Annotated in this window: 21 protein-coding genes; 14 read left to right on the forward strand and 7 right to left on the reverse strand. The window is 69.4% G+C overall.

From position 1 onward, the window contains the following. Positions 1–158: 158 nt before the first annotated feature. From BZB76_RS27095 to BZB76_RS27105, 3 genes are all read left to right on the forward strand, one after another. Positions 159–1,007 (forward strand): universal stress protein, encoded by an 849-nt coding sequence (locus BZB76_RS27095; RefSeq protein WP_121437240.1) that lies wholly within the window; start codon positions 159–161, stop codon positions 1,005–1,007. A gap of 111 nt (positions 1,008–1,118) precedes the next feature. Then, on the forward strand, positions 1,119–2,837 hold the full coding sequence (locus BZB76_RS27100; protein ID WP_121437241.1) for a GAF domain-containing sensor histidine kinase: 1,719 nt from the start codon (positions 1,119–1,121) through the stop codon (positions 2,835–2,837). Between the two features lie 198 nt (positions 2,838–3,035). Next, entirely contained in the window at positions 3,036–5,687 is a 2,652-nt protein-coding gene (locus tag BZB76_RS27105; protein ID WP_121437242.1) for a winged helix-turn-helix domain-containing protein, read from the forward strand. Between the two features lie 11 nt (positions 5,688–5,698). Here the strand turns inward: BZB76_RS27105 and BZB76_RS27110 are convergent, their stop codons facing one another. From BZB76_RS27110 to BZB76_RS27120, 3 genes are all read right to left on the reverse strand, one after another. Then, the gene (locus tag BZB76_RS27110; protein ID WP_211343211.1) at positions 5,699–5,929 is read right to left on the reverse strand and encodes a hypothetical protein; all 231 of its coding nucleotides are present in this window, start codon (positions 5,927–5,929) and stop codon (positions 5,699–5,701) included. Between the two features lie 41 nt (positions 5,930–5,970). Next, positions 5,971–6,528, reverse strand: coding sequence for an HdeD family acid-resistance protein (locus tag BZB76_RS27115; RefSeq protein ID WP_170180765.1), 558 nt, complete (start codon positions 6,526–6,528; stop codon positions 5,971–5,973). A gap of 146 nt (positions 6,529–6,674) precedes the next feature. Beyond that, positions 6,675–8,315, reverse strand: coding sequence for an MFS transporter (locus BZB76_RS27120; RefSeq protein WP_121437244.1), 1,641 nt, complete (start codon positions 8,313–8,315; stop codon positions 6,675–6,677). A 181-nt stretch (positions 8,316–8,496) separates the two neighbouring features. Between BZB76_RS27120 and BZB76_RS27125 the strand changes: the two genes are divergently transcribed. After that, positions 8,497–8,910, forward strand: a complete 414-nt coding sequence (locus BZB76_RS27125; protein ID WP_121437245.1) for an SHOCT domain-containing protein — start codon at positions 8,497–8,499, stop codon at positions 8,908–8,910. 91 nt (positions 8,911–9,001) lie between these two features. On the opposite strand, the gene BZB76_RS34970 is transcribed toward BZB76_RS27125, so the two are convergent. Then, positions 9,002–9,160, reverse strand: coding sequence for a hypothetical protein (locus BZB76_RS34970; RefSeq protein ID WP_170180766.1), 159 nt, complete (start codon positions 9,158–9,160; stop codon positions 9,002–9,004). A gap of 242 nt (positions 9,161–9,402) precedes the next feature. Here BZB76_RS34970 and BZB76_RS27130 point away from each other — a divergent pair, with 242 nt between their 5' ends. From BZB76_RS27130 to BZB76_RS27145, 4 genes are all read left to right on the forward strand, one after another. Then, positions 9,403–9,993, forward strand: a complete 591-nt coding sequence (locus tag BZB76_RS27130; protein ID WP_121437246.1) for an RNA polymerase sigma factor — start codon at positions 9,403–9,405, stop codon at positions 9,991–9,993. After that, a complete protein-coding gene (locus BZB76_RS27135) occupies positions 9,990–10,931 on the forward strand; it encodes a hypothetical protein (protein ID WP_121437247.1) in 942 nt (313 codons plus the stop codon). Before BZB76_RS27130 ends, BZB76_RS27135 begins: the two co-directional genes overlap by 4 nt. A 357-nt stretch (positions 10,932–11,288) precedes the next feature. Continuing rightward, positions 11,289–12,275, forward strand: a complete 987-nt coding sequence (locus BZB76_RS27140) for an FkbM family methyltransferase (protein WP_121437248.1) — start codon at positions 11,289–11,291, stop codon at positions 12,273–12,275. Between the two features lie 16 nt (positions 12,276–12,291). Beyond that, positions 12,292–13,104: a class I SAM-dependent methyltransferase gene (locus BZB76_RS27145; RefSeq protein WP_121437249.1), complete on the forward strand. Its 813-nt coding sequence runs from the start codon at positions 12,292–12,294 to the stop codon at positions 13,102–13,104. A 174-nt stretch (positions 13,105–13,278) separates the two neighbouring features. On the opposite strand, the gene hpaD is transcribed toward BZB76_RS27145, so the two are convergent. Next, on the reverse strand, positions 13,279–14,295 hold the full coding sequence (gene hpaD / locus BZB76_RS27150) for a 3,4-dihydroxyphenylacetate 2,3-dioxygenase (RefSeq protein WP_121437250.1): 1,017 nt from the start codon (positions 14,293–14,295) through the stop codon (positions 13,279–13,281). Positions 14,296–14,547: 252 nt separating this feature from the next. On the opposite strand from hpaD, the gene BZB76_RS27155 reads away from it, so the two are divergent. After that, complete coding sequence (locus BZB76_RS27155; protein ID WP_121437251.1) at positions 14,548–15,189, forward strand: ABC transporter ATP-binding protein; 642 nt, start codon at positions 14,548–14,550, stop codon at positions 15,187–15,189. Then, on the forward strand, positions 15,186–16,607 hold the full coding sequence (locus BZB76_RS27160; RefSeq protein WP_121437252.1) for a DUF6297 family protein: 1,422 nt from the start codon (positions 15,186–15,188) through the stop codon (positions 16,605–16,607). Before BZB76_RS27155 ends, BZB76_RS27160 begins: the two co-directional genes overlap by 4 nt. Before the next feature lie 130 nt (positions 16,608–16,737). On the opposite strand, the gene BZB76_RS27165 is transcribed toward BZB76_RS27160, so the two are convergent. Continuing rightward, the gene (locus tag BZB76_RS27165) at positions 16,738–16,998 is read right to left on the reverse strand and encodes a DUF397 domain-containing protein (RefSeq protein WP_121437253.1); all 261 of its coding nucleotides are present in this window, start codon (positions 16,996–16,998) and stop codon (positions 16,738–16,740) included. Positions 16,999–17,166: 168 nt separating this feature from the next. Then, positions 17,167–17,826 (reverse strand): hypothetical protein, encoded by a 660-nt coding sequence (locus BZB76_RS27170; protein WP_147449562.1) that lies wholly within the window; start codon positions 17,824–17,826, stop codon positions 17,167–17,169. Positions 17,827–18,249: 423 nt separating this feature from the next. Here BZB76_RS27170 and BZB76_RS27175 point away from each other — a divergent pair, with 423 nt between their 5' ends. The 4 genes from BZB76_RS27175 (at position 18,250) to BZB76_RS27190 (ending at position 25,734) form a co-directional block, all read left to right on the forward strand. Further along, positions 18,250–19,095, forward strand: a complete 846-nt coding sequence (locus tag BZB76_RS27175) for a helix-turn-helix domain-containing protein (RefSeq protein WP_246007231.1) — start codon at positions 18,250–18,252, stop codon at positions 19,093–19,095. Positions 19,096–19,271: 176 nt separating this feature from the next. After that, positions 19,272–19,739 (forward strand): hypothetical protein, encoded by a 468-nt coding sequence (locus BZB76_RS27180; RefSeq protein ID WP_121437256.1) that lies wholly within the window; start codon positions 19,272–19,274, stop codon positions 19,737–19,739. Then, complete coding sequence (locus BZB76_RS27185) at positions 19,736–22,012, forward strand: M48 family metallopeptidase (protein WP_121437257.1); 2,277 nt, start codon at positions 19,736–19,738, stop codon at positions 22,010–22,012. Before BZB76_RS27180 ends, BZB76_RS27185 begins: the two co-directional genes overlap by 4 nt. A gap of 788 nt (positions 22,013–22,800) precedes the next feature. Continuing rightward, entirely contained in the window at positions 22,801–25,734 is a 2,934-nt protein-coding gene (locus BZB76_RS27190) for an AfsR/SARP family transcriptional regulator (RefSeq protein ID WP_121437258.1), read from the forward strand. Positions 25,735–25,770: the final 36 nt, after the last annotated feature.

The raw sequence follows: 25,770 nt of genomic DNA on the forward strand, positions 1-25,770 counted from the left end.
CACAGGTTCGCCGACCGGCTCGTCCTCGAAGGGCCGGTGGCCCCGCGGGGGAGGGACCTACGGCCCTACGGCGGCGGCGTCCCGCGAGGAAGCGTGGAGACCGGTGGCCGTGCCCGGCGGCACGGTGACCGACCGACGTTCACCAGGAGGAGTACCCGATGTCCGAGCCGATCGTCGTCGGTGTCGACGGATCCGAGCAGGCGAACCGAGCCCTCGACTGGGCCGCGGCCGACGCCGTCCTGCGCGACCGCCCGCTGCACATCGTCCACGCCGTGGAGAGCTGGCCGTACAAGGCGCCGATCTTCGTCCCGCCCGAGACGCCCGAGTACCTGAACCATGTCGGACGCAGGATCCTGGCCACCGCCAGGGAGAGCGTCCAGGAGCGGTGGCCGGACCTGGTCACGACGACGGCCCTGGTCACCAACGAGGCGCCGCAGGCGCTGCGGGAGCAGTCGGAGAAGGCGTTCGAGCTGGTGCTGGGCAGCCGCGGGCGCGGCGGGTTCGCCAGCCTGCTGCTGGGCTCGGTGAGCCTGCGGATGGCCGGACGCTCGCCCGTCCCGGTCGTGATCGTGCGCGGGGACGCCACCGACCGCGGCGAGGTCGTCGTGGGCATCGACCTGCTCGGCGACGCCGAGGCCGTCCTGGACCACGCCTTCGACGCCGCCAACGTGCACGGCGCCCGACTCCGGGTCGTCCACGCCTGGCAGACGTTCGCGACCCTCGTCGAGGCGGGCTACGCCTTCGACTACGGGCAGATCGAGCTGGGCATGCGCAACCAGGTCGTCGCCGCGTACGAGCCCCTGCGGGCCGAGTACCCGCGGGTCGAGGTCGTGGACGAGGTCGTCATGGGGCACCCGGTCACCGCGCTGTCCAACGCCTCGCGCAACGCACGCCTGCTGGTGGTGGGAGCCCATGACCGGCGCTGGAACGTCCCGCGCCTCGGATCGGTCGGCCACGGCGTCATCCATCACTCCGAGTGCCCGGTCGCCGTCGTCCCGATCGGCTGAACCCGCGCGATAGTCGAGATCCGCGCGCCCGTCCAGAGCCCCGACGTCGATCATTCGATCTTTCGCCGGCCCCGCCCTGACTCCCCGGCAGCCGTGGGTGATACTGGCGGTGTGGCTGAGGAATCCGACATCGGCAGGGACCCGGCGCGGCTGATTCTGCCGCAGCTGCAGCTGGACGACCTGCTGACCGAACTTCAGTCGCGGTTGGAGGCGGCGCGGTCGACCCGGGACCGCGTCCACGCGCTGCTGGAGGCCGTGGTCTCGATCGGCAGCGAACTCGACCTGGAGTCGGTGCTGCGCCGTATCACCGAGGCCGCGACCACGCTGGTCGACGCCCGCTACGGTGCGCTCGGCGTGATCAGCGAGGAGGGCGAGCGGCTCGTCCAGTTCGTCACCGTCGGTGTCGGCGACCAGGAGATCAAGGCGATCGGGCACTGGCCGCACGGCCACGGGATCCTGGGGCTGCTGATCCGCGAGCCGCACCCGATCCGCATGCCGGACCTCGGCGAGCACCCCGACTCATACGGTTTCCCGCCGGGCCATCCGCCGATGCGGACGTTCCTCGGCGTCCCGATCCGGGTGCGGGACGAGGTGTTCGGCAACCTCTACCTGACCGAGAAGGCGGGCGGCGGCGAGTTCGACCAGGAGGACGAGATCGTGGTGACCGCGCTGGCCACCGCGGCCGGCGTCGCGATCGAGAACGCGCGGCTCTACGAGGAGACCCGGCGGCGGGAACGGTGGCTGGAGGCGTCCCAGGAGATCTCCACGGCGCTGCTGTCGGGCACCGACCCGCACGAGGTGATCGCGCTGGTGGCGCAGCGCGCCCGGGAGATCGCCGAGGCCGAGCTGGCGACGGTCGCGCTCGCCGAGGAGGGCGACACGCATTTCGTCGTGGAATGCGCGGACGGCGCGGGCTCGGAGGACCTCATCGGGTTGCGGCTGCCGCTGGACCACTCCGTGGCCGGGCCGGTGTTCGCCGACGGTGTGGCGCTGCGGCTCGCCGACGGGAGCGAGGCGGCCCGCGAGGCGAAGGTTCCCGAGCAGGTGCGGGTCGGGCCGCTGATCCTGGTGCCGCTGGGCGTGGGCGCCGCGGCGCGTGGGGTGATCTCGGTGATCAACCCGCCCGGCGGCGCCGTGTTCTCCGAGGGGACGCAGCGGCTGCTGGAGGCGTTCGCCGGGCAGGCGGCCGTGGCGCTTGAGCTGGCCGAGCGTCGCCGGGACGCCGAACGGCTGATCCTGCTGGAAGACCGTGACCGCATCGCCCGTGACCTGCACGACACGGTCATCCAACGGTTGTTCGCCACCGCGATGGGACTGATGGCGACCCTGAAGCTCACCCAGCGACGGGAGGTGGCGGTACGGGTGCAGCGGGCGGTGGACGACCTGGACGACACCATCCGGCAGATCCGCTCGTCCATCTTCGCCCTCCAGGGCCCCGACGAGGAGGAGTCACTGCGCAGCCGCCTGCACGAGCTGGTCGACAAGGCTGCGGAGCAACTGGAGTTCGCGCCGTCGGTGCGGCTGGACGGCCTCCTCGACACCGCGGTCGACGACGAGACCGGCGAACATCTGCTGGCCGTCGTCCAGGAGGCGCTCTCCAACGTGGCCCGGCACGCCCAGGCCACCGAGACCTCGGTGACCATCGATGTCGGTGACGATGTCACGGTGCGGGTCGAGGACAACGGCGTCGGCATCCCCGACGGCGGCCGCCGCAGCGGGCTCCGCAACATCGACGAGCGCGCCAAGGCCTTGGGCGGCTCCTGCGCGGTCGAGCCACGACCCGGCGGCGGAACCACCCTGACATGGCAGGCGCCCGTCAGGAAGGACTGACCGGCGCTCCTGCTCCATAAGGGCCCACGGCATCCCCTTCCCCCTCACCGCCCCTTGTTCCGGAACTTCGCCCTTCTTTCCACAATTATGGTTTTGTCATAGGTAACTCCAAAGAATTACCCAGTTACCGTCATATACGAATTTGCTGGTTTTCCTGGTCTAGTGTGCAGCCCTCTCGTAGTGGGGGGAGGAGCCGTCATGAGCGAGGCGCCGGCGCAGGACCCGGCCTCCGATCGCGGACGTCCGACAGCGCCGGCGCCGATCGCCAAGGCGAAGGTGCGCGTGCCCGGCCGACGCGGCTGGTTCATCACCCGGTACCGCCTGACGGAGCGGCTCGACCAGGGCACGCGGGGCCCGCTCACGGTCGTGACGGGACCTCCCGGCGCGGGCAAGACGGTCGCCGCCGCGTCGTGGGCGACCGTGGGCGACAGCCCCGGGCCGGTCGCCTGGGTGTCCCTGGACGAGGCGGACCATGAACCGCACGCGTTCTGGAGCCTCGTGGTCGCGGCGCTGGAGCAGGCAGGTGTGACCGATCTTCCTCGGCTCGCCGAGCAGGGCCACGACATGTTCTGTGCGCGACTCATGTTCGCCCTGTCCGGCCGCGCGGCCCCGGTCGTCCTCGTCCTGGACGACTTCCGTCCACCGGTCGGCTCCGAGATCGCCCGCGATGTGGCCCGCGTCCTCAAAGGGGCCGGTCCGGTGCTGCGGCTGGTGCTGATTTCCCGGACCGACCCGCCCTTTCCCCTGCACCGTTACCGGTTGACCGGTGAACTGGTCGAGATCCGGAGCGCGGATCTGGCCTTCGACGACGGCGAGACCCGGACCCTGCTCGCCCACCATGGAGTGTCCGCCGCCCCGGAGTCGATCAGCGCCCTGTGCGAACGGACCGAGGGATGGGCGGCCGGCCTGCGCCTGGCCGCCATGACGATGGAGGGCCATCCGGATCCCGACGGCTTCGCCGCCGAGTTCGCCGGAGACGACCACGCCGTCGTCGACTACCTCGTCGCGGAGGTGTTGAACGCGCAGGCCGCCGCGGTCCGCCGGCTGCTGCTCAGGCTCAGCGTCGTGGAGCGCTTCGACGCGGAACTGGCGACGGAACTCGCCGGGCCGGACGCGGGCGAACTGTTCGCGGGCCTGGTCCGCGAGAACGCCTTCGTCCTGCCGGTGGAGCATGGGTGGTACCGCTTCCACTCGGTGCTCGGTGCGGCGCTGAATCTGACGCTGCGCCAGGAGTGCCCGTCCGACGTGCCGTTGCTGCATCGGCGTGCGGCGGAATGGTTCAGCCGCATCGGGGCGCTTGAGGAGGCCGCCCGGCACGCCGTCCTGGCAGGGGACCCGGCCTATGCCTCCCGGCTCGTCGTCGACGGTCTGGCGATCGGCCGCGTCCTCGGCCTGTCGGACGGACGGGTCCTCGCTCCCCTTCTCAACGATCTTCCGGAGCGTGCCCTCGCCGAAGCCGCCGAGCCCGAACCACACCTGGTGGCCGCCGCGGTGTCGGTGGACCGGGGAGACGACGCGGGCCGGGCCGTCCACCTGACCCGGGCCGAACGACTCCTCGCGGACCTACCGGACGACCAGGCGATCCCGGCCCGGCTGGCGGCGGGACTGATCAGGCTCGTCGCCGCCTGCCCGGAGCGTCAGCGGGACCTTCGCGACCTCGTCCACGACCTGGACGCCTTGTTGGACACCCTCCCGCACGGGTCGCGGCGCGACCTGCCCGAGCTGTCGGCCCTGGTCGGCTACGCGCACGGCCTCCTGGAACTGCGCGCCGGTCGGCCCGCCCGCGCCGAGGAGGAGCTGAGACGCGCCCTGCCCGCCGCGGAGACCGGTGGCGATCTTCAGCGTCGCCGGTGCCTGGGCGCGCTGGCCCTGGCGGAGGCGCTGCAGGGCGGCCTCGGCCAGGCGTCCCGGGTGACGGCGGCGGCGGCGCGGCTGCCCGAGGTGTCCACCGATCCCGCGGGGCGGCGGGTCGCGGCGGTCCATCTCGCCTGCGCCTGGGTGGCCCTGGAGGACGTCCGCCTGGACGAGGCCCGCACCGAGCTGGACAAGGCCCGCGTGGCGAACGCCGAGTCCCCCGACGCTCTCCTGTCCGCCCTGCACGACCTGCTCACCGCGCGCCTGGACGTGGCGGCCGGCCACCCCGACCGGGCACTGTCCGTGCTGGACGCCATCGGCGGGGACGCCGCGTCCACACCGTGGTTCCGGCGCAGGATGCGGCTCGTCGAGGCCGAGGCGCACCTCGCCGGTGACGCGCCGGTGCAGGCGAAGCGGGCGGCCCGTGCGGTCGGCGGCGCGGAGGGCGCGGTCACGCTCGCCCGCGTCCACCTGCACGAACGACTTCTGGAGGCGGCGTCCCGTACGGTCCGTCCCGTGCTGAGGGAGCCGTCCGCACCGGCCGCCGTCCGGGTGGAGGCGTGGCTGCTGGACGCCTGCCTGGCCTACCGGGAGGACGATCCCTCCCGGGGCCGCCGCTCGCTGGAGCGCGCGCTGCGGCTGGGGGAGCGGGAGAGGATCGGGCTGCCGTTCGCCAGGGCCCGGAACTGGCTGCTTCCCACGTTGCGTCAGGATCCGGAGCTGACGCGGCCGCACCGCCGGTTCCTCAGACCGCTCGGCCTGGGCGGAAGTCTGGACGAACCGGATGCCGACCCCGCCGTCGTGGCCCGGCTGAGCGAGCGGGAACTGGAGGTGCTCAGCCTGCTCTCCAGGATGCTGACGACGGACGAGATAGCCACCGAGATGTACATATCGGTCAACACCGTGAAGACCCACTTGAAGAACATCTACCGGAAGCTCGCGGTGACGCGCCGGGGCGAGGCGGTCCGCCGCGCACGTCGGTACCGGCTGCTGTGACCTCCTTCCTACTAGGACGGGAGTCGGCGAACCTCGACCAACTCGAACCCGAGCGCCTGGATCCGGTCCAGGATCCCGTAGAGCGCCGCCTGATCCAGTGCCCGCCCGCGCAGGACCGTCTCGGCCGGATGGAGTGTGACGCTGAGTTCCTCGAAGGCGAGCCGGAGCGATTCACCGACCCGTCCATGAATCGTGATCTCGTAGTCGCACGCCCGAGGTGCTCCATTGTGGGATGTCGGCACGTCGCCTCCTCTCAGCCCGTCCGGCGCGGAGTTCCGCGGGGTCACCGGGCGGACGCCGCCCTCCTGTCGGCATGCCGGATCCAGAGGGTGACGAGCACGCCGACGATCCCCCACGTGATCAGCCAGAGACCGAACAGCCAGGTCAGGGCCACGAGACTGGCCGCCGGGTAGGCCAGGACGACGATTCCGGCGAGCGCCGAGAGGCAGGCCAGGAACAGTTCGGGACCGCGTCCGGGCCGGTTCCTGTCCGAGAGCACGGCGATGGCCTCGATGATCCCTCCGACCAGCCAGAACATGCCGAACAGCACGGCGAGCACGGTGACGGTCTGGAACAGGTCGCGCAGGGCGAGAACGCCGATCGCGAGCGAGAGGACCCCGAGCACGGCCATGAGCGTCCGGGTGCCCGCGGTGAGGCCGCCGGCGACCGACTGCGCGACGCGGACGACGCCGTTGAAGATGAGCTGGAGCCCAACGAGCACGGCCAGCACGCCGACGGTCACTTCGGGCCAGGCCACGACGATGACGCCCAGCACGAACGAGATACCGCCGAGTGCCAGGGCCATCGCCTGATGCTCGTTCACCGTGTGGGTGAGCGTCATGCGTTGTCCGCGGTGAGGGACGGTTCCACCCGTCCTCGGAGATGTCGTCGACATTGCCGCTCCCGTGTCGTCATACCGCGTCTGGATTTCCGGGCTCCTGGACGACTCGTCCGTCCTCGAAGGGCCCTCTAGCGGAATGACACCGTTCACGCAGGTCGCGCCGCATCCTCCGCCGCGGGTGATTGAGGCGCCAACGCCCCGACCGTGCGCGGAAGGTCGCGGGTGAAGGCCAGCGAACCCAGCACCAGCAGCGCGGTGGCGACCAATCCCGCCTTCAGCGACAGGATCTGCGCCTCCCCGTAGTCGTCGACGAGCGCGTCGGTCGTGGCCTCATCGAGGCCCGCCTTCCGCGCGGCCGCCCCGATCTGGTCGGTGGAGACGAAGTCGACGCCGGTGCCGGCGGCCACGCCGACCTGTTGGGCGACCTGGGCGCTGACACGATCGTCCTGCTTGACCTTCGACATGAACGCCCCGGTCAGCCCGGCCAGGACGATCGCACCGATGAGCGCGATACCGAGCGAGGACCCGAGCTGCTGGCCGGTGTACTGCAGGCCGCCCGCCTCCGCCCGGCCGGACGAACCGACGGAGGACTGCACCAGATTCCCGAGCTGGGAGACCATCAACCCCATGCCGGTGCCGAGCACACCCATCGAGACCGCGAACGCGCCGCCCGCCAGGTCCGGCCGGACGGTCGCCATCAGCGCCAGAATCGCTCCGCCGGTGAGCACCAGCCCGGTACGGACGATCGTCCGCACCGAGTACCGGGTCGACAGCCGGGAACCGGCCGCCGCGGCGACGAACATCATGATGGAGACGGGCAGCATCCTGACGCCGGTGTCCAACGCGTTCATGCCGAGAACGAGTTGCAGGTACAGCGGCATGACGAAGAAGACGCCCATGAGGATGAGGTTCTGGGACAGCAGGCCGATCAGACCGGCCCGAAGCGGCGGAGACTTCAGCAGGTCGAGATGCAGCAGGGGATCCCCGGCGCCACGCTCGCGGTGCCGCTGCCAGGCCGCGAAGCCCCACAGGAGCGCGCCGCCGAGCGCGATGACGAAGAGCGTCGGCGAAAGGCCGAACGGCTCCACCGGGGCGTCCTTCGGCCGGATCCACCCCCATGAGCTCGACTGGAGGGTGCCGAGCACGATCGTTCCGATTCCACAGGCCGACAGCACCGTGCCCACGAGGTCGAGGCGGGGCGCCTGACGGTCGCGGGCGGACTCCGTCAGCAGCCGCGACATCACGAGGACGAACGCGACCAGAACCACCTCACCGACGAAGATCACCCGCCAGGTCAGCTCGGTCGTCGCCCAGCCGCCGAGAATCGGGCCCACCGCTATCCCGGCGCCCGCGACCCCGCCGATCACGGCGTAGGCGGCCGCGCGCTCCCGTCCGGTGAAGTTGTCGGCGACCAGAGCGACCAGCGCGGGCAGGACCATCGCGGCACCGACGCCCTCCAGCACCGACCAGCCGAGCGCGAGCACGGCCAGGGTCGGCGCCGCCGCGGTCAGCGCCGAGCCACAGGCATAGACGACCAGTCCGGTGACAAAGGCGCGGCGCCGCCCGATGATGTCGCCGATCTTGGCTCCGGTCAGCATGAACATCGCCATGACCAGGCAGTAAAGGGTGATGACCGCCTGGATCGCGGAGACCGTCGTGTCGAAGTCGTCCACCAAGGTGCTGATCGAGACGTTCATCACCGACTGGTCGAGGACCATGACGAACTGGGCGGTCGCCAGTGCGATCAGCGGCCCTCGTCCTCCCACCGTCCCGGTTCGATGCGCCATGCCCCCCACCACCCTCCGTATTCGGCTGACCTTCCCGGTGAGCGGTCCGTCATGCGGCCGCCCCGCGCCCGAGGGGCGGCCGTGGCTTCGAGAGCCACCCGCCGCGGGTGATGTAGAGGCAGGACGGCTGTAAGGAGCATGGTCCGCATCGGAGGCGAACGCCCACGACTGGAGGACCACCATGAACGACTTCGCCGGACCCATCGCCGCGACGGACTACCCTCTGCTGAACGTTTTCTGGACCATGCTCTGGTTCTTCCTGTGGGTCCTGTTCCTGATGCTGATTTTCAGGATCATCGCCGATATCTTCCGCGATGACCGATTGAGCGGTTGGGGAAAGGCGGGGTGGTCGATCTTTGTGATCGTGCTGCCATTCCTCGGCGCCTTCGTCTACCTGATCGCCCGCGGCCGGGGCATGGGCGAACGCGACCTACAGGCGATTAATAAGCGTGACGAGCAGTTCCGCAGCTATGTCCGCGAGACCGCCGGAACCCCGACGAGCGCCGACGAACTGGCCAAGCTCGCGCAGCTCAGAGACCACGGCGACATCAGCGAGGCGGAGTACCAACAGGCGAAGACCAAGGTCCTCGCCTGACCTCACGGCCCACCGCGGGTAGGCCCACCACCCAGGCCCCGGCACCGCGACAGCGCCCGAGCGAATCCGAGGCGCGGCGACGGTTCCGGGGCTACGGTGCGCCCGCCTGGCAACCGGCGGCCGTGCTCGGAGCGGCGAGGACGTAGGGCTGTGCCCGTCCGTACGCGGAGATCGTCGCGGCCCGCCCCTCACGGACCGGTTCCACGTCCTGCCGCCCCTCTGGAGCCGGGGCTCCGGTAGGTCCGCCCACCCGTGACTCCTCGCGTCGTGACCCTTCGGCCGTGGAGATGACTCGGTCGGCCAGGAGTGTGCGCACTCGGACGGCGGTTCGGCGTGAAACAGGGTTGTTCATATGGAATGGGCTCCGGGACGCGCCCTCCTGACCGCGTACGCGCGGACCCGGACGCGCCTGAAATGCTCTTCCGTGAGCCGGACACTCCCTGACCGTCGGGCACGCGGCGTCCCTGCGGGCGCCCGCCGAGAGGAGATGGTTTGGGGAACGAACGCTCGGCCCGGTTCGAGAAGCTCTACGAAGCTCACCTCGGACACGTCACGGGCTACGTGCGGCGGCGCACCGGCGATGCCGATGACGCGGCGGACGTGATAGCCGAGACCTTCCTGGTCGCCTGGCGTCGCCTCGACGACGTACCACCTGGCGAAGAGGCGCGCTTCTACCTGTACGGCGTCGCGCGGCGGACGCTTGCGAACCTGCACCGCGGGCAGCGACGACACCGGGACCTGACCGACAGGATCGGCCGGAACCTCGCCCGGGACCTGGCGGCGACGCCGCTCCCCGAGCCGATCCGTCCCGAGCTCGGGGCGGCCTTCCGCGCGCTGCCGGAAAGGGACCGGGAACTGCTCGGTCTGACGTCCTGGGAGGGGCTCGACAACGGCCAGATCGCCACCGTGCTCGGCGTGAGCCGCAACGCGGTCCGGATCAGGCTCCATCGGGCCCGCCGCCGGTTCGCCCGCGAGCTGGAACGCCGCGGGGCCGGCCACATGATCGCCGGGTCGACCACCGAACACTCCGATCGTCTCGCACCGGACGCCCGGGTGCCGTCCAGAAGGGTAGGGTCCGCATGACCACCGAACTCGACTCCCTGATCCGTTCCGTGGCGCCGCTCTCGGACGCCGAGGCCCTGCGGCCGGTGCCCGTGGACACACGGCGGGAACTCCTCGAACAGATCACCGCCGCGGACACCGGTGACGCCACCGCGGCCCGGTCGCCGCGCGCCCGCCGCCGCTGGACGATCGGCCTGCCCGTCGCCGCGGCGGCCGCCTGCGCCGTCGCCGTGACGGCCCTGCTCGTGCAGCCCACCGAGAACGCCACGCGACCGCATCCCGGACCGTCCACGAGCGTCCGGTCCGGCACCTTCGACCCACGGCCGGTCGCGGCGCTGAGCTTCGTCAAGCGCAAGGACCACATCGAGGTCCGGATCAAGGACCCGCTCGCCGATCCGCGCCGCTACGAGCAGGAGTTCGCCGCCCATGGCATGAAGATCACGCTGAGCACGGTACCGGCCTCGCCGAGCGCGGTCGGCACGATCGTCGCCCAGGACGGCGACGACGGCCCGGACACGAGAAGGATCGAAACGATCGAGGAGGGCCGTTGTGTGACCGGTGGCGGCGGCGACGGGAAGTGCCTTCGGGGACTGCGCATCCCGATCGGCTACCGCAACACCACCGGGATCACGTTCGGCCGCGAGGCCCGTCCCGGCGAGCAGTACAGCAGCACGAACAGCGCGTTCGCGCCCGGCGAGGTCCTGCACTGCTTCGACGTCAGGGGACTCACGGTCGAGGAGGCGGACCGGCGGCTCAAGCAGCGCGAGGTGACCGCCACGATGTTCCACTGGGAAACGAGCAACTACGGCTACACCGTGGCACGCGACAAACTCCCCGGCAACTGGTACGTCACCGACGCCGATCCATGGGCCCCGGGGCAGGTCATGCTGTCCATTCAGAAGGACCGGCCGGTCATCAAGAACAGCCCGTACTGGCAGGCCCTCTTCAAGGGCTGCTGACGCCACAGAACGACAAGGCCAACTGCCCCGTCCTTTAAGGGGCGAGCAGTTGGCCTTGTCGTTCTGAGGTTATTCCTCAACCACATCAGGACCCATCGCTTGTGTTCATGTGGCGACTGGAGCAGACTCTGACAACCGCGTCCGCTGTTGGTGAAGGGCTATGTGAAGTCGGCGTGTGGCCCGTGTTCCACCACCGAGTGAGGTAACTCGAACCAGTCTGGGGCGGCAGCTCGTCAACTCTGACCTGCGAGCGGTACGGGACGACGCGCCACTGCGCGGCCGAGATCCGGGGGAGAGCGACCCGGACTCTGTGGCGAAGTACGCGTGACCGCGTCCGCAGCCCAAGGAGACACACGCATGACAGATCTGAGGACCTCGGTTCTGAACTGGGCGATAAAGCGGTTCGGCCCGTTCATCAGACGCCATCCGCGGTTGCGCGCACCGGCCCGCCGCGTCCACCGGCTGATACGGCCCGCACCGCCCGCACGGCCGGTGAAGCGACTCGCACTCCCGCTACCACCGGACGACGACGGGACGGGTCCGGCCACGATCATCGTGCCGCCGACCAAGGGCCACTCGCTCCTCAAGCTGCTGCTCCGTGACGGAATCGGAGGTTACGAGCCCGATACCGCCGCCTGCTTCCTCGCCGCCCTCCGGCACGCGCCCGCCGGTGCCGCGCTGGACGTCGGAGCCAACATAGGCCTGTACTCCGTCCTGGCCGGCTGCCGATCCGACCGCCCGGTGTACGGTTTCGAGCCGACCCCCGCCCTCGCCGACCTGATGCGACGGATGGCCGCCACCAACGACCTCCGGTTCCATACCGAGCAGCTCGCCCTGGGCGACGCCAACGGAACCGCGACCCTCTATCTGTCCAACAAGACGGACTTGTCCAACTCCCTCGCCGCGGGATTCCGCACGCCCATCGGACAGCTCGACGTGCCGGTCGAGACCCTCGACCACTGGTGCGCGCGGCGAACCACGATCCCCGGGCTGATCAAAATCGACACCGAGACCACGGAGCCCGCTGTGATCAGGGGCGCCCTCCAGACGATCCGCAGGCACCGACCATGGATCTTCTGCGAGATCCTCCCCAACCGCAGAGTGGAGGAGCCCGTCATGGAACTGCTACGCGATCTCGACTACCCCTGCTGGTACCACATCGCGGGCGACCCTCCGTACGAGCCGCGGGAGAAGATCGTCGGCGACGACACCTACGAGTACATGATGTGGCTCTTCACACCGGAGCCCGTCGCCCCGGAAGTCTGGCGACTCACCTCCGCCTGGCGGACGAGCCTCGCACGAACCCGCGTCCCACCCGCCGATCCGTCCACTGCTCCGACGTGAACGACAGAATGGTTCGATGGCGAACCGTTCGCGACGTGACCTCGGCCGCGTGTTCAACGAGGTGGCGGAGCTCTACGACCGGGTCCGGCCGAGTTATCCCGACGAGATGTTCTCTGACCTTGTCTCCATCACGGGCATGAGCGAACGGTCGTCGGTACTTGAGGTGGGTTGCGGTACCGGTCAGGCGACGCGCTCGCTGGCAGCGCTCCGATGCGCGGTGACCGCGATCGAGCCGGGCGCGGAGATGGCCGCACTCGCTCGCCAACGACTCGCGACCTTCGGCAATGTCGAAGTGGAGAAGTCGACATTCGAGAAGTGGAACGACCACGGCAGACGATTCGACGTCCTCGTGGCCGCGTCGGCGTGGCGCTGGGTGGACCCGTCGATCGGCTGGCGGCGAGCCCACGACGTGCTCAACCCCGGAGGTTGGATGGCGCTGCTCGGCAATGTCGTCGTCCGCCGACCGGAAGAGCCGGAGGTGTACGCCGAGACCGCTGATCTCCATGAGCGGTTCTCCCCGGAAAACCCCGACTGGGGCGATCCGCCACTCGAAGAGGACGTGCGCGCCACCGATGGCGGTTGGGGGCAGGTCGAGGATCCCGGCGGACTGTTCGGCCCAACGATCGTCCGCTGGTACCCGACCGTTCAGTGGTTCAACGGGGACGACTTCGCCGATCTCCTTCGCTCGACGTCGCCGTACCGAAGACTCGCCCGCGACATCCGTGAGCCCCTGCTGGACGCCATCGCCGAACGCATCCGCACGCGCATGGACGACCGAGCATCCCGCCGTTACCTGAGCGTCCTCCGCATTGGCAGGCGCACTGAGTGAGGCGTTGAGAACCGCTAGGTACAGCTGGGGCCGAGCCATGGTTCACCTGGCTGCGCATGACGTGCTCTCAAACAGGCACGGGTAGCGAACGCTACGGCAGCCGGCACCAGCGAGCGCGAGCCGCCTGGGGGAGCAGGCCCGTGGCGCCGCCACGCGCCACGGACCCTCAGCTCGTCAGGACGGCTTGACGATGCCGAGGCCGTCGGCGCCGACCTTGATGGAGAACTCGTCCAGGTTCCCCTCGGCGATCGGCTGGAGGTGGCCGTCCAGGTCGCGGACGGGACTGGCCTCCTTGTACCAGGATTCGATCACCGCGTTGCCCCAGAAGTCGCGGCGGCGGTCGTCGTGCACGTTCCACCGGTACGTCTCGTAGTCGGGGTCGCCGGTGAAGTAGTCGGACGTGTAGACCTCCACCCGATGCCCGTCGGGGTCGCGAAGGTAGACGTAGAAGGCGTTGGAGACGCCGTGCCGTCCGGGCCCTCGTTCGATGTGGTGCTCCTTGCCCAGCGCCCCGAAGATGTCGGCGGTCCGCAGCACCTGGTGGGACTCGTGCGTCGCCATCCCGATGTGGTGCAGGTACGGGCCGGGGCCATGGGTCAGCGCGACGTCGTGGACGGTCGGCTTGCGGAACATCCAGGCGGCGTACAGTTCACGCTCGCCGTCCCCCTCGATGGTCTCCGAGCAGCCGAACCCGAGCGACTTGTAGTACTCGTAGGCCGCCGGGATGTCGGGCGTGCAGATGTTGTAGTGGTCCAGCCGCGCGATCTGGGCGCCGCGGTGCAGGTCGTAGCGCTGGATGAGGCGCTCGCCGCGGGCGATGTCATGGAAGAACTCCACGGGGATGCCGAGCGGGTCGACGACGCGGACGGCGTCGCCGACTCCGCGCGTTCCGGTCCCGGCCGGGACGCGGCGGACGGGACGGTCGAGTTCGGTGAAGAACCGTTCGGCCCGGTCGACGTCCTCCGGGGTGCGGACCCGGTAGGCGATGTGGTCGAGCGCCGCCACGGGTGCGGTGCGCAGCACGATGGAGTGGTGGGTCAGCTCGTCGGAGCCGCGCAGGTAGAGCGAGACCTCGTCCTCGTACTGGACGTGCATGCCGAGCATGTCGACCCAGAACCACCGGGACGCCGCCAGGTCGGTGACGGTGAGCTGCACGTAGGCGGAGCGGATGACATCGGGGGCGGTACTCATGATTCCTCCTGAACACCGAGACGAGAGGCGTCCGCCCGGTCACGGAGCGCTGTACGACGATGGTCACGCCCGCCGACCCACAAAAAGTAGGGACCTTCGTCCCTCCACCCAGATCCTTTGGTCCCAAACGACATGCATATGGCCAGGTAGGCGGGTTGACCGCGGTCCAGCGGTCGGCAGAGCCCCCCCGGGCCGATCCCGTGTTGCTAGCGTGTCGCCGATGAATGCCGACCCGGCGACGAGGTCACTCCCATGAGCACACCGGCCGCCCCGGACCTCTTACGCGTCTCGAACCTCCACAAGTCCTATTTCGACATACCCGTTCTGAAAGACGTCGGTTTCACGCTCCGGGCCGGTGAGGCGGCGGCCGTCGTCGGCCCCAACGGTTCGGGAAAGACAACGCTGCTGAAGTGCGTCGCCGGAAGCGAGGAGCTTGACAAGGGCAGTGTCGAACTGGCCGGCAGACCACTCCGCGAGTCGGATCCGGCGGTTCGCTCCGCGATGGCCTGCCTGCTCGACGATGTCGACTATTTCCCCGATCTGTCGGTCGTCGACCACCTGAGCCTGTACGCCTGGGCGCACGGTACGCCCGACCCGTCCAAGACGGTCCAATCCATATTGGACGAGCTCGAGTTGGCCGTGGCAGCCGACCAACTTCCCGCCACCTTGTCCAGCGGACAGCGACACCGGCTCGGTCTCGCCTCCTGCCTTGTGCGCCCGCGCCGACTGCTGATCCTCGACGAACCGGAACAGCGCCTGGACGCCGAAGGACGGGCCTGGCTGGCAAACCGGATCAACAGCGAGAAGGCCGCCGGGGTGGGCGTCCTGTTCTCCTCCCACGATCGGGAGCTGATCGACGCGACGGCGGACCGGGCCATCAAGGTCGCACCGTGACGATCGCCAACCTGTACGAGACCGTTCCGAGCGCAGGCGACCTGCGCCGTCGAATACGGTCGAGCAAGCCGCGGAACTCGCTGACCGCCACGCTGTCCCTGCTCCTCGAACGCGCCCTCTACCTGGCGGTACTCGGCGGCCTGGTCTGGGAGGTCGTGCACGACGGACTCGAGCGCATCGACCAGGGAGGGGGAGGCACGTCTTCGCCGTCCGAAACGTCGGTGATCCACCTGACCTCCGCGGTCGTCGCGGTCCTCTGCGTGGCCCTGCTGGCCAGGACGCTGCTGGCGTTCGGTCCGCTGTACACCGGCGCCGCGTCACGAACCTGGCTGCTGAGCACACCGATCGATCGAGGACGGTTGCTGGCCGTCCACTTCGCCGCAGTCGTGACGAGCGGCACGGTGGCGTGCGCCGCGATCGGCATCGCCTTCCTCCTGACGGCCGGCCTCACGGCCCCGTTCGTGCCATGGCTGGTCCTCTGGTCGTCGATCGGCACCATCGAGACGTGCCTGTGCGTGCTCGCCCAAGCCGAACCGCGATCAATGCGACGGCTCCAGCGGGTACTCGGCATCGTCGCCTACCTGCTCGCCGCCATCGCCGTGGCGATCCCGATCCTGCAACCCGGCTACCTACTGACAGAGCTGGAACGGGCCGGCACAACAACGTTCACAACGTGCGCGATCGTGTCCGTGATCGTGGCCGCGCTCGCGATCCACACGGCCCACCGGAGCCTGGACGGGCTTACTCGAGCATCGGTGTCCACCGGGACCGAACTGGCGACCGCGACCCAGGTCTCGGTGTTGTCCCTGGACTTCACCTTCTTCTCGTCCATCGTGCTGGAGCGCCGAGCACGCATGACGGTGAGAGTCCGTCCGGCGCCGATCAGAGGGGGACGTCCGGCTGCGCTGGTGAGAGCCGACCTGGCCCGTGTGCTGCGCATGCCCACCGGCCTGTTCATCTGGGCCGCCTTGATGCCGGTGCCCTACGCGGCCCACGTGATCGGCCTGACAACGCTCCTACCCGCCTTACACCTGGTAACGGCGTTCCTAGCAGTGGACAGATTGGCCGGAGGACTCCGCATAATCGCGCGCTCGCCCGCAATCCGCCGGGCACTGGGCGGCTCGGACCGATCCCTGCTACTCGCGCATCTCGTGGTCCCGGCAGCGGGGGCAACAGTCTGGTCATCCGTCACCGCGGCACTGGTGCCCGGCGTCTCCGCTCTCACCGCCGCGCTGTCAGCCGTGGGGGCAGTCCTCGTCACCTACCGAATAGCGACGAAACGACCAACCGACTACGGAGGTTCCCTGATCGATTTCGGAGCCTTCGGCCCGACCCCGATCAGCCTGCTCCTGCAGCTCGCCCGCGGCCCCGCCCTACTGGCCGTGCTCGCCCTCGTCCAGACGACACTGACAGGATGACGCGAGAACTCGCTCCACACCTTCACGATCTGGCGGGCGTCCCATATGAACGGGTCATGCCACAGAGACCCGGAAGCCGCACGATGCGACCTTCCGGGCCCCTGTAATTCTCAGAAGAAGATGTTTCGTTCTACTTCAGATCGAACTGTCCGGCTTTGATGCGCCCGAGGAATCCGGCCATAACAATCCGGTCGAGTGCGATGACAGGGCTCGAATCGTCAAGGACACTATCACGGATGCCGGTTATTCCAGCACCCAGGGGACTCACTTCGAGGCAACCGGTGTTGGCGCCGCAGAACCGGCTTTTGCGCCACCCGGTCCGCTCTGGCGGCAAACCGAGGGAGTGAGTCTGTGTCTTTGGCGGTTCGAACTCCGCGGCGCCCGCGATCATCTGGCTCCTTGTCGTGTGAGATGTAGCACAACGCGGCCGCGCTCTCGCATCTTTGACGAAGAGCGAGAGCGCGACCGCACGTCGAGGAAATCATCTCAATACCGCCTACGGGTACGCCAACTTCAGCGCCCGTAATGTGTCCAACGTTTTAGCCGATCGTAACCAATGCTAAACTCCTTTAATGAATTCGAAGTCGTTTAGCGGGTCGAGGTCGCCGGTAGCTGGTATGTGGATCCAGCCGTAGCGAGTGAGGCCGCAGACGTTGATCTCGACCGCGCGGTGGTACGTCTGCGGGCACAGGCCGGAGTATCCGTGGATGACGATGGCCTCGTAGATCTGCTGGGACACGACCAGGGCGAGGGGGGCGCTCGCTTGCCGCAGGGCCGAGCGCACCGCGTCGGCGTCGAGGAGGCGAATCGCCGCGTCGATCTCGGCGCCGAACAGCCCGTGGTCGTCCCGGAGCACATCGCCGGCGTGGACGACCGCGCGCATGCGCAGCCGGTGCGCGGGACGGTCGGCGTCCGGCAACGCGGCGTTGTAGCCCGCCAGCAGGCGGGCCAGCTCCGGGATGAACGGGTCCAGCAGACGTGACCTCGGCACCTCGTCGGTCGGCTGGACGAGGACGAGGACGCCGTCGCCGCGGTCTTCGATGGGCTCACAGAACCGTTCGTCGAGGCCCGCCGTCCGCATCGCCCGATGCAGCAGCAGATAGAGCTGATTTCGCAACTCGACCTTGATCAGATCCGTGCGGGTCGACGAGCTCTCCAGGTCGAGAGCCAGGATGCTTCGGTGAAGGGGGCCGCAGAGGGGCAAGGTTCGTCCTCCCATCCCCAGTCGGCGGACGGTAGTCCACGACGCAGAGGTCGCCACCTCTGAGGTGGCATGTACCGATACCGTGCCATCGCGAGCACGGCACTCGACACAATGCTTCGCCTCGGGTGGTTGGACCCGGGGCGACCTATCTCCCCTTGCTCCAAATATGCCCGACCTGCCGCGCCCGTGCATCATGCACGGCTTGATGCACCAAGCTGTTTATGCAAATCTATCCTTGTGGTGACACGCCGTTTTGGGATTCTCATCAACTTTGGACGAATCTTAAGGTAAGATCTGCGGTGCAACATGCACCGAGAGTTTCACGTCAAAATGGTCGACCATTATCCAACACCTCAGAAAACCGCAACTCCAGGTGGTCGTCGCCATTCCTGGTCACCCTGAGAAGAGTGGAACGTGCCGACATCCCAAGCTCCGTCCGTGCGCCGTCGACGCCTGGGGGTCGCGCTGCGCCGCATGCGCGAGGCCAGCGGCCTCAGCATCGAGACGGTCGGACGGCGTCTGCGCTGGTCGGCCAGCAAGGTTTCCCGTATCGAAACGGCGCGGATCGGGGTGCGGGAGTCCGACGTCAAGCGCATGCTGCGGCTCTACCAAACCGAAGAGCACGCGATGGCCGAGTTGCTCGCCCTGGCGCGCGAGGCGGCCAGACCCGGCTGGTGGACTCAATACCCGGGCCTGCCGGCGGACCAGGCCGCCTACTGCGCGCTGGAGGACGAGGCCGACCTCGCACTCGCCTATGAGGCGCAGTTGGTGCCGGGGCTGTTGCAGACAAAGGATTACGCGCGCTGCGTCATCCAGGGATGGGCGGAGATCGTTCCGGTGCCTCCGGCGGTCATCGAGCGCGATCTCCAGGTGCGGATGAAACGCCAGGAGCTCCTGGAGGCACCGCGTTCCCTCCGGCTGTCAGCAATCTTGGATGAGGCCGTGCTGTTGCACCGGATCGGGCATACCAAGATCATGCGTCGGCAACTGGAGCACCTGATAAAGATTGCAGGTCTATCCAATATCGAATTGCGGATACTGCCTTTGGGTGCCGACCACAGCGCCGCCCTCCACGCGTTCACTCTCCTGGAGTTCGCGCCGTCCTTCGAGGTCACTTTTCCCACCGTCGTGCACAGTGAGAGCCATCCGCTGAGCCTCGTCCAGGACGAGACGGTCACCCACGAGCACCGCCGCGTCTTCGACTGGCTGGCGCAACGAAGCCTCACCCCCGCGGACTCGGTCAACCTGATCGAGCGAACCGTCACTCGAACCTGGCGCGCCTGACCGCCCCCGGCATGTCGCGGACGATACGTTCCGCGGCCAGTCCAGCATCAGAGGGAGATACCGCTACTTGGGCTATGAGGTGGTCGCGACCACGGTTTCGGTTGTGTGCTCAAGTGCATGGAAGTGGGGGACGGCCGGCTCCTAGGGTGGTCTCGGCAGCGGTTCGGAGAGCGAACATGGCGGAGGTGGACGTGCACGAGTCACACATACGCCAGATCGCTCAGGATGTGATCTCGGAGGTCGCGCCAGAGGAGAGGGCGGCCTTCCCCGTGGTCGCCGACCGGTTCTTCCGCTCCGAGGAAAAGGCGCTCTCCGGTCATGGGCGGCGACACGGAGCACCGATCAGTTGGGGGCTCGGCGAGGCCGTCCCGCTGTTGACGCCGGTCGTGCTCTGGGTGTTGAGCCGGGCGATCGAGGAGATCACCGGTGAGGCCGTCCGGGCGCCGGTGCGGCCGTTGGGCCGGGTGCTGCGCCGATGGACGGGCCGGGAGGACGACCGACCTCGGCTTGAACTCACGGACGACCAGGTCGCTCATATCGGGCGGATGGCCGAGCAGATCGTGGTGGACCATGGACATGAGCCGGCCACGGCCGAGAGCGTCGCGGCGGTGCTGGTACGGCGACTGAGGCAAAACTCCGAGTGAGGCCACCCAGCGGGACCACGACCCGGTTCTTCCTGCTCATCGCGGCGGTCCTCGCGACCGGTTCGCTGGCGTTCACCGCCCTGTACTTCGCCGTCCCCGAACATCAGAACCGCCAGCAGGTCGCCTCCGCGTGCGAAGTCCGCGCGAAGGCCGCCATCACGCCGCTGCGCACGGCAGCCGATGTCGAGCCCTACGCTCGTGGCCTGGATCGCATCAAGCGGTGTCACCTGCCCGTCTACCGCGACCAGATCCGCTGGGTAGTGGTGGGGGACACCGCGATGCTCGGCCTCGCGGGGTTGCTGTACTTGCTGCACCCGTGGTGGCGGGTGCGACGCTGGCGGCTGGCGGAACTGCGTGATGTCGACGATCCGGAAACCGCCCAGCGGCTGGACGCGCTGAGCCGGAAGATGGGCCTGGCCCGCCCACCGACCTGGATGGTGTCGGCTGACGGCGGGGTCGACGGTCTGGCATTCGGGTTACCGGGACGGCGGCGGGTGATGCTCACCGCCGGGCTGCTGAAACAGGCCGGCACCGACCTCACCGTCCTGCGCGCGGTCGCCGGGCACGAACTGGCCCATCTGCGCAATCGGGACGTCGATGTCACCTACCTGACCATCGCGCTGTGGTGGGCGTTCGTCGCGGTGTCCCTCGTCCCGACCCTGGTGGTCACCGCACATCCCGAGGTGCTCACCGACCCGCTCGGCTGGTCCCCGGGAACGCTGTGGCGGACGGCGCTGATCGAGACGCTCCTTCCGCTGGCGGTGCTGACGGCGATAGTGGTGCTGACCCGCAACGCGATCCTGCGGGTGCGAGAGGTGCACGCCGACGCGACCGCGGCCACGGTGGCCGGGCCCGACGGCAAGCCGGTGATGGAGCGGACACTGCGACACGTGCCCGAGTCGGCGTCCCGGTTCTGGCCCGGCTGGACGCGCATGCACCCCACTCCGGAACAGCGGCGCGCGGCTCTGGCGAGCCCGTCCATGCTCGCGAGACCGTCCCTGTGGGAGATGGCGGGAATCGGGCTGACGGCCGGCCTGTTCGCCATACCCGCCACGTTCGAACTGAGCGCCGCGTTGGTCACCCGTAACCTGCTGCAACCGCAGGCCATCATCGGGCTGGTCACCTGGCTGCTGGTCACGGGACTGCTGACCACGACGCTGTGGCGATGGGTCGCGGACCGCCCGCAACACCGGCCCGACCTGCGGACATGCCTGGCGGTCCCCACGGCCCTCGTCGCCGGATTCATGGCCGGCGACCCCCTCAGCTTTCACGGCGGTCATCTGCTGTGGTCAGAAGAATCAGCATGGTGGCTGTCGCTCCTGACCTACGCCAGCGCCGGGCTCGCGCTTACGGTGGGCATGACCGCTGTGACGGTGTGGACGGTGTCCACGATCCGCCACGCTCCGCCTCGGACGGCTCCGATACCGGTCACGGTGGCAACGGTCGCCGGGGCGCTGCTCTTCATCAGCTGGTGGCAGAGTGTGAGTTCCGGGTGGGGGCCCGTCCGACTCGGTGCGCCCCCTCGGCCGGCCGGCTCCAGCGCCTGGTACACGCCGGTCACCCGGCTGACCGGAACCGACTGGCCGCCGGTGCAGGCACTGGTGTTCAGCCCTGCGGTACCGGTGGCGGTGTTGCTGCTCAGCGTCGCCCCGCTGCTGACCGCCGTGCGGCGCGGCTCACGACCGAGCCCGGCGCTGCGGATCGGGCTGGCGAGCGGCCTGGCGGCGGCGTCCCTGACCATCGTTCTCGTCTTCGCGGCCGAGACCGCCCTCCCCACCACCGTCCGCTGGGCAGAGGACTGTCATCTGACGCTGACCTGCACCAGTTTCCTGGTCGCCTTCACCGACACCCAGATAGCCGTGATGCTCCTCGTGCAGGGCGTCGTGGCGTTCGTGGTCGCGGCGCGGCACCGCGCCCACCGACCCGCACTGGTCCTGCTGGCCACCACGGTCTCCGCGCTGGTGGCCACCGCCGGATCGGTGTTCGTCGCCACGCCGCTGGTCCGTTGGACGGGGCTGATCAGCCCGCCCATGGACGACTGGCTCGCGATTCCCGGCACGGCCGACTTCGCCACCGGCACCTTGTACACGGTGCTGGTGCAGGGCCTGGTGATCGTGGTGCCCTGCGCGGCACTGGGCGCGCTGCTGAGCCGCCGCTTCGCCCACACCGGCGAGACACCGCTACCCGGCCGCCCTGCCGTCCTCGCCGTCACGGCCGTACTCGTCCTCGCCGCCGCGTTCCGTATCCCCACCGCTTGGACCTTCTGGGCCTGACCGGACAGTGAGCCCCGAAGTTCCCTGGGGCCGTCGAGCACGGCTCGATAGGCGAGCGCATGGAGCCTTTCACGGCCTAAGAATGATCTTGCCGTGGGCCTCGGTGCGGGTTGACTAATTGAATATAGGACGAAGGAAACGGGCCTGTAGGAGCACCGTGCCGTCTGGCCGCCAATGGACGAGCCGTACGAAGAGTTGTTCGCCGCAAAGGAGTACGGCGTACCGAGTCCTGCCCTCTCGGCCGAGCGAATCACTGTGGGCCGAAGATCAGGGCGCCCCTGACACGGGAGGTCATTGACGCTGAATGGGGACGGCACGTCGCTCGTGCCGTCGGCGCGGAAGCCGATGTCGATCGAGCCGCCAGGCCGGGACCACGGCATTCCACCGCTGGTCGCGCGTGGCGCCCACGCCGCCGTCCGACAGCAGGTCGCCTTTCCAGAAGTCGACGACCGTCGCGCTCAGGTCCGGCGAGAACCTACGAGGGCCCAGCCGTTGACGGTTTCCATACCGATGTTCCGCACCATGATCGCAGCGGTGAACCCGCCGGTGTACCCAGACGGTTTGTAGGAACACCTCGTACACCACGAGAGCGTCGGCTCGGACGGTTCCGACGGCCCCGACGATGCCCGCCACACTCGGCGCTGTCTGTCCGATTTGCGACATATGTGGTTGATCTCTATCGCTTGTACCGGATCTTATAGATAAGCTATCGCCGAGCGATTTTTTAACAATAGATCGGACCGGAAGTGGACGCGAGATCGACACTACGGATCCAGGTACTAGGGCCGATGCGCGCCTGGCTCGACGACGAGCCGCTCCTGCTCGGGCCGCCCGCCCAACGCGCCGTGCTGGGCCTGCTCGTGCTGGCCGGCGGGCAGCCGGTCGGCCTGGCCGGTCTGATCGACGCCCTGTGGGGTGATCAGCCACCGGCCAGCGCCGTCAATGTCATCCAGACGCACGTGAAGCGGCTCCGCCGACTGCTGGAACCCGGGCGGGCGCCGCACTCCCGCAGCGAGGTGCTGCCCTATCTGGGCGACAGTTACCGCCTCGGCGTCCCCGCGGACCAGATCGACATCACGCGCTTCCGCCGCCTCGTCCGCCAGGCCGCCGACGCCGGGGAGGTGGCGGCCCTGACCGAGGCGCTGGCGCTGTGGCAGGGCCGGCCCTTCGCCGATCTCCCGCTGCTGGCCGAGCACCCGCGGGTGCTGTCGATCGTGGCGGAGCACCGGGCCGCGCTCGGCCGGTACGGCGCCGCCATGCTGGCCACCGGGGCGGTGGACCGGGCGATCAGCGCGTTCGAGGAAGTCGCGGCGGCCGACCCGCTGGACGAGATGGGGCAGGCTCGGCTCGTCCGCGCGTACGCCGCCGCCGGCCTCAGGGCACAGGCGTTCACCACCTACCACGCGGTGCGACGCCGGCTGGCCGACGAACTCGGCGTCGCACCGGGCCCGGAGTTGACCGCCGCGTACCAGCAGATCCTGGACGAGGATTCGCGGGCCCACGTGCTGACCGGGCCGGCGCCCGTCGCGGCCGACCGGACGGTGCCCGCCGAGTTGCAGGCCGACGTTCCGGTCTTCATCGGACGGGCGTACGAGCTGGGCGAACTCGACCGGCTGACCATCGCGCCGGAACCGGACACGGTCGTCATCGTCGTCGTGTCCGGCCCCGCGGGCGTCGGCAAGACCGCTCTCGCCACCCGGTGGGCGCACCGCGCCCGCGACCGCTTCCCGGACGGCCAGCTCTACATCGACCTGCGCGGCTACGACCAGGAGCAGCCGGTGTCCCCCAGCGCCGCCCTCTCCAGGTTCCTGCGCTCGCTCGGCCTGCCGGGCGAGCAGGTGCCGGGTGACGTCGAGGAGCGCGCCGCCCGGTACCGCAGCCTGCTCAACGGGCGTCGCATGCTGATCCTGCTGGACAACGTCGCCTCGGTCGACCAGATCCGGCCGCTGCTGCCCGGGTCGGCCGACAGCGTCGTCCTGGTGACCAGCCGCGACAGCCTGCCCGGCCTGGTCGTCCGGCACGGTGCGCGCCGCCTGGACCTCGACGTCCTGCGCCGTGAGGACGCGCTGGCGCTGCTGCGGCGACTGGTGGGACAGTGGGTGACCGTGGAGACCGGCGCGGCCGAGGCGCTGGCGACACAGTGCGCCAGGCTGCCGCTCGCGGTGCGGATCGCGGCGGAGCTGGTGCACCGCCGAGCACCGGTGGACCTGGCCGAGGTCGTGGGCGAACTCGCCGACCACCGGAGGCGGCTGAACCTGCTGTCCACCGGAGATCCGCACTCCGACATCGGCGTCGTGTTCTCCTGGTCGTACCGAGACCTGCCGCCCGTCGCGGCCCGCATGTTCCGGTTACTGGGGCTGCATCCCGGTACTGATGTGGACGTCTTCGGAGCGTCCGCCCTCCTCGGCGGCGAGGAGGCGACGGCACGGGAAAGCCTGGAGCTGCTCGCCGGCAGGCACCAGGTGCAGCGCAACGGGGATCGGTACGGCATGCACGACCTGCTCCGGGCGTACGCCAAGGATCTGGCCGTCCGGAACGGCGAGGTTGACCTGCCGCACCGCGTCCTGGAGTTCTATCTGCACACCGCGGCCACGGCGATGGACGTGTTGTATCCCGCCGAACGGCACCGGCGGCCCCGGGTCCCGCGTCCCGCGGGAGCGTTGCCCACACTGCACGACGAAGGCACGGCGCTGGCCTGGCTGGACGCCGAGCGCGCCAACCTGGTGGCCACCGCGGTGCACGCGGCGGAGCACGGGCAGGCCTGGTACCCGGTGCAGCTCGCCCTGATACTTCCGCGCTACCTGGAAACCGGCGGCCACTACGCCGATGCCGTCACCCTGCACGAGCACGCGTTGCGGGCTTCCGAGAGCGTGCCCGACCACCGCAGCGCGGCACGGCTGCGGATCAACCTCGGGGGCGTCGCCATCCACCAGGGCCGGTACGCCGAGGCCGGTGCCGAGCTGCAGCGGGCGCTGGAACTCGCGTACGAGGTCGGGGACGATCTCGCCCGGATGCGCGCGCTCGGCGATCTCGGGCACGTCCACCAATGGCAGGGGCGGTATCCCGAGGCCGCGCGGCTGCTCGCCGAGGCGATCACCCTGGCCCGCCTCACCGGCGCAAAGAGCACCGAGGCGCGCGGCCTCGGTGACCTCGGCCATGTGCGGTTGCGCCAGAACCGGTACGCCGACGCGGCGGACGACCTCCGCGCGTCGATCGCCATCTGCCGGGACATCGGCGACACCGTGGGCGAGGCCTACGCGCTGGCGTACCTCGGCCATGTCCAGTCCGCCCTCGGCCGGTACGACAGGGCGAGCGAGCACCACGCGCACGCTCTCACCCTGTTCCGCTGCGCGACCGAGCCGGCCGGCGAGGCCTACGCACTGGACGGCCTGGGCGGCGTCGACCTGTTGCGCGGTGAGCACGAACAGGCCCTCGACCACCTCAGCGAGGCGCTCGCCCTGTTCCGGCGGGTCAGGGATCGTGCCGGCGAGGCGCGGGTGGCGAACAGCCTCGGGGAGGTCGCCGCGGCCATGGGCCGCCTCGCCGAGGCCCGGGGACACCACCTGTCCGCGCTGCGCCTCGCCGAGGACGTCGGCAACCGGTACGAGCAGTCACGCGCCCGGGCCGGCCTGGATCCGCAGGTAGAGGCCGAGGACCAGCTCGCGTCGAGCGGGGAGACACCCACCATGCTCGACGATCCGGTGAGCAGACCGGCGCTGTAGAACGTCCGGGGCGAGGCCGGCGAAACGCAGTCCGTG

This window comes from Actinomadura pelletieri DSM 43383 (genome assembly GCF_003634705.1).
Taxonomy (GTDB): Bacteria; Actinomycetota; Actinomycetes; order Streptosporangiales; family Streptosporangiaceae; genus Spirillospora; species Spirillospora pelletieri.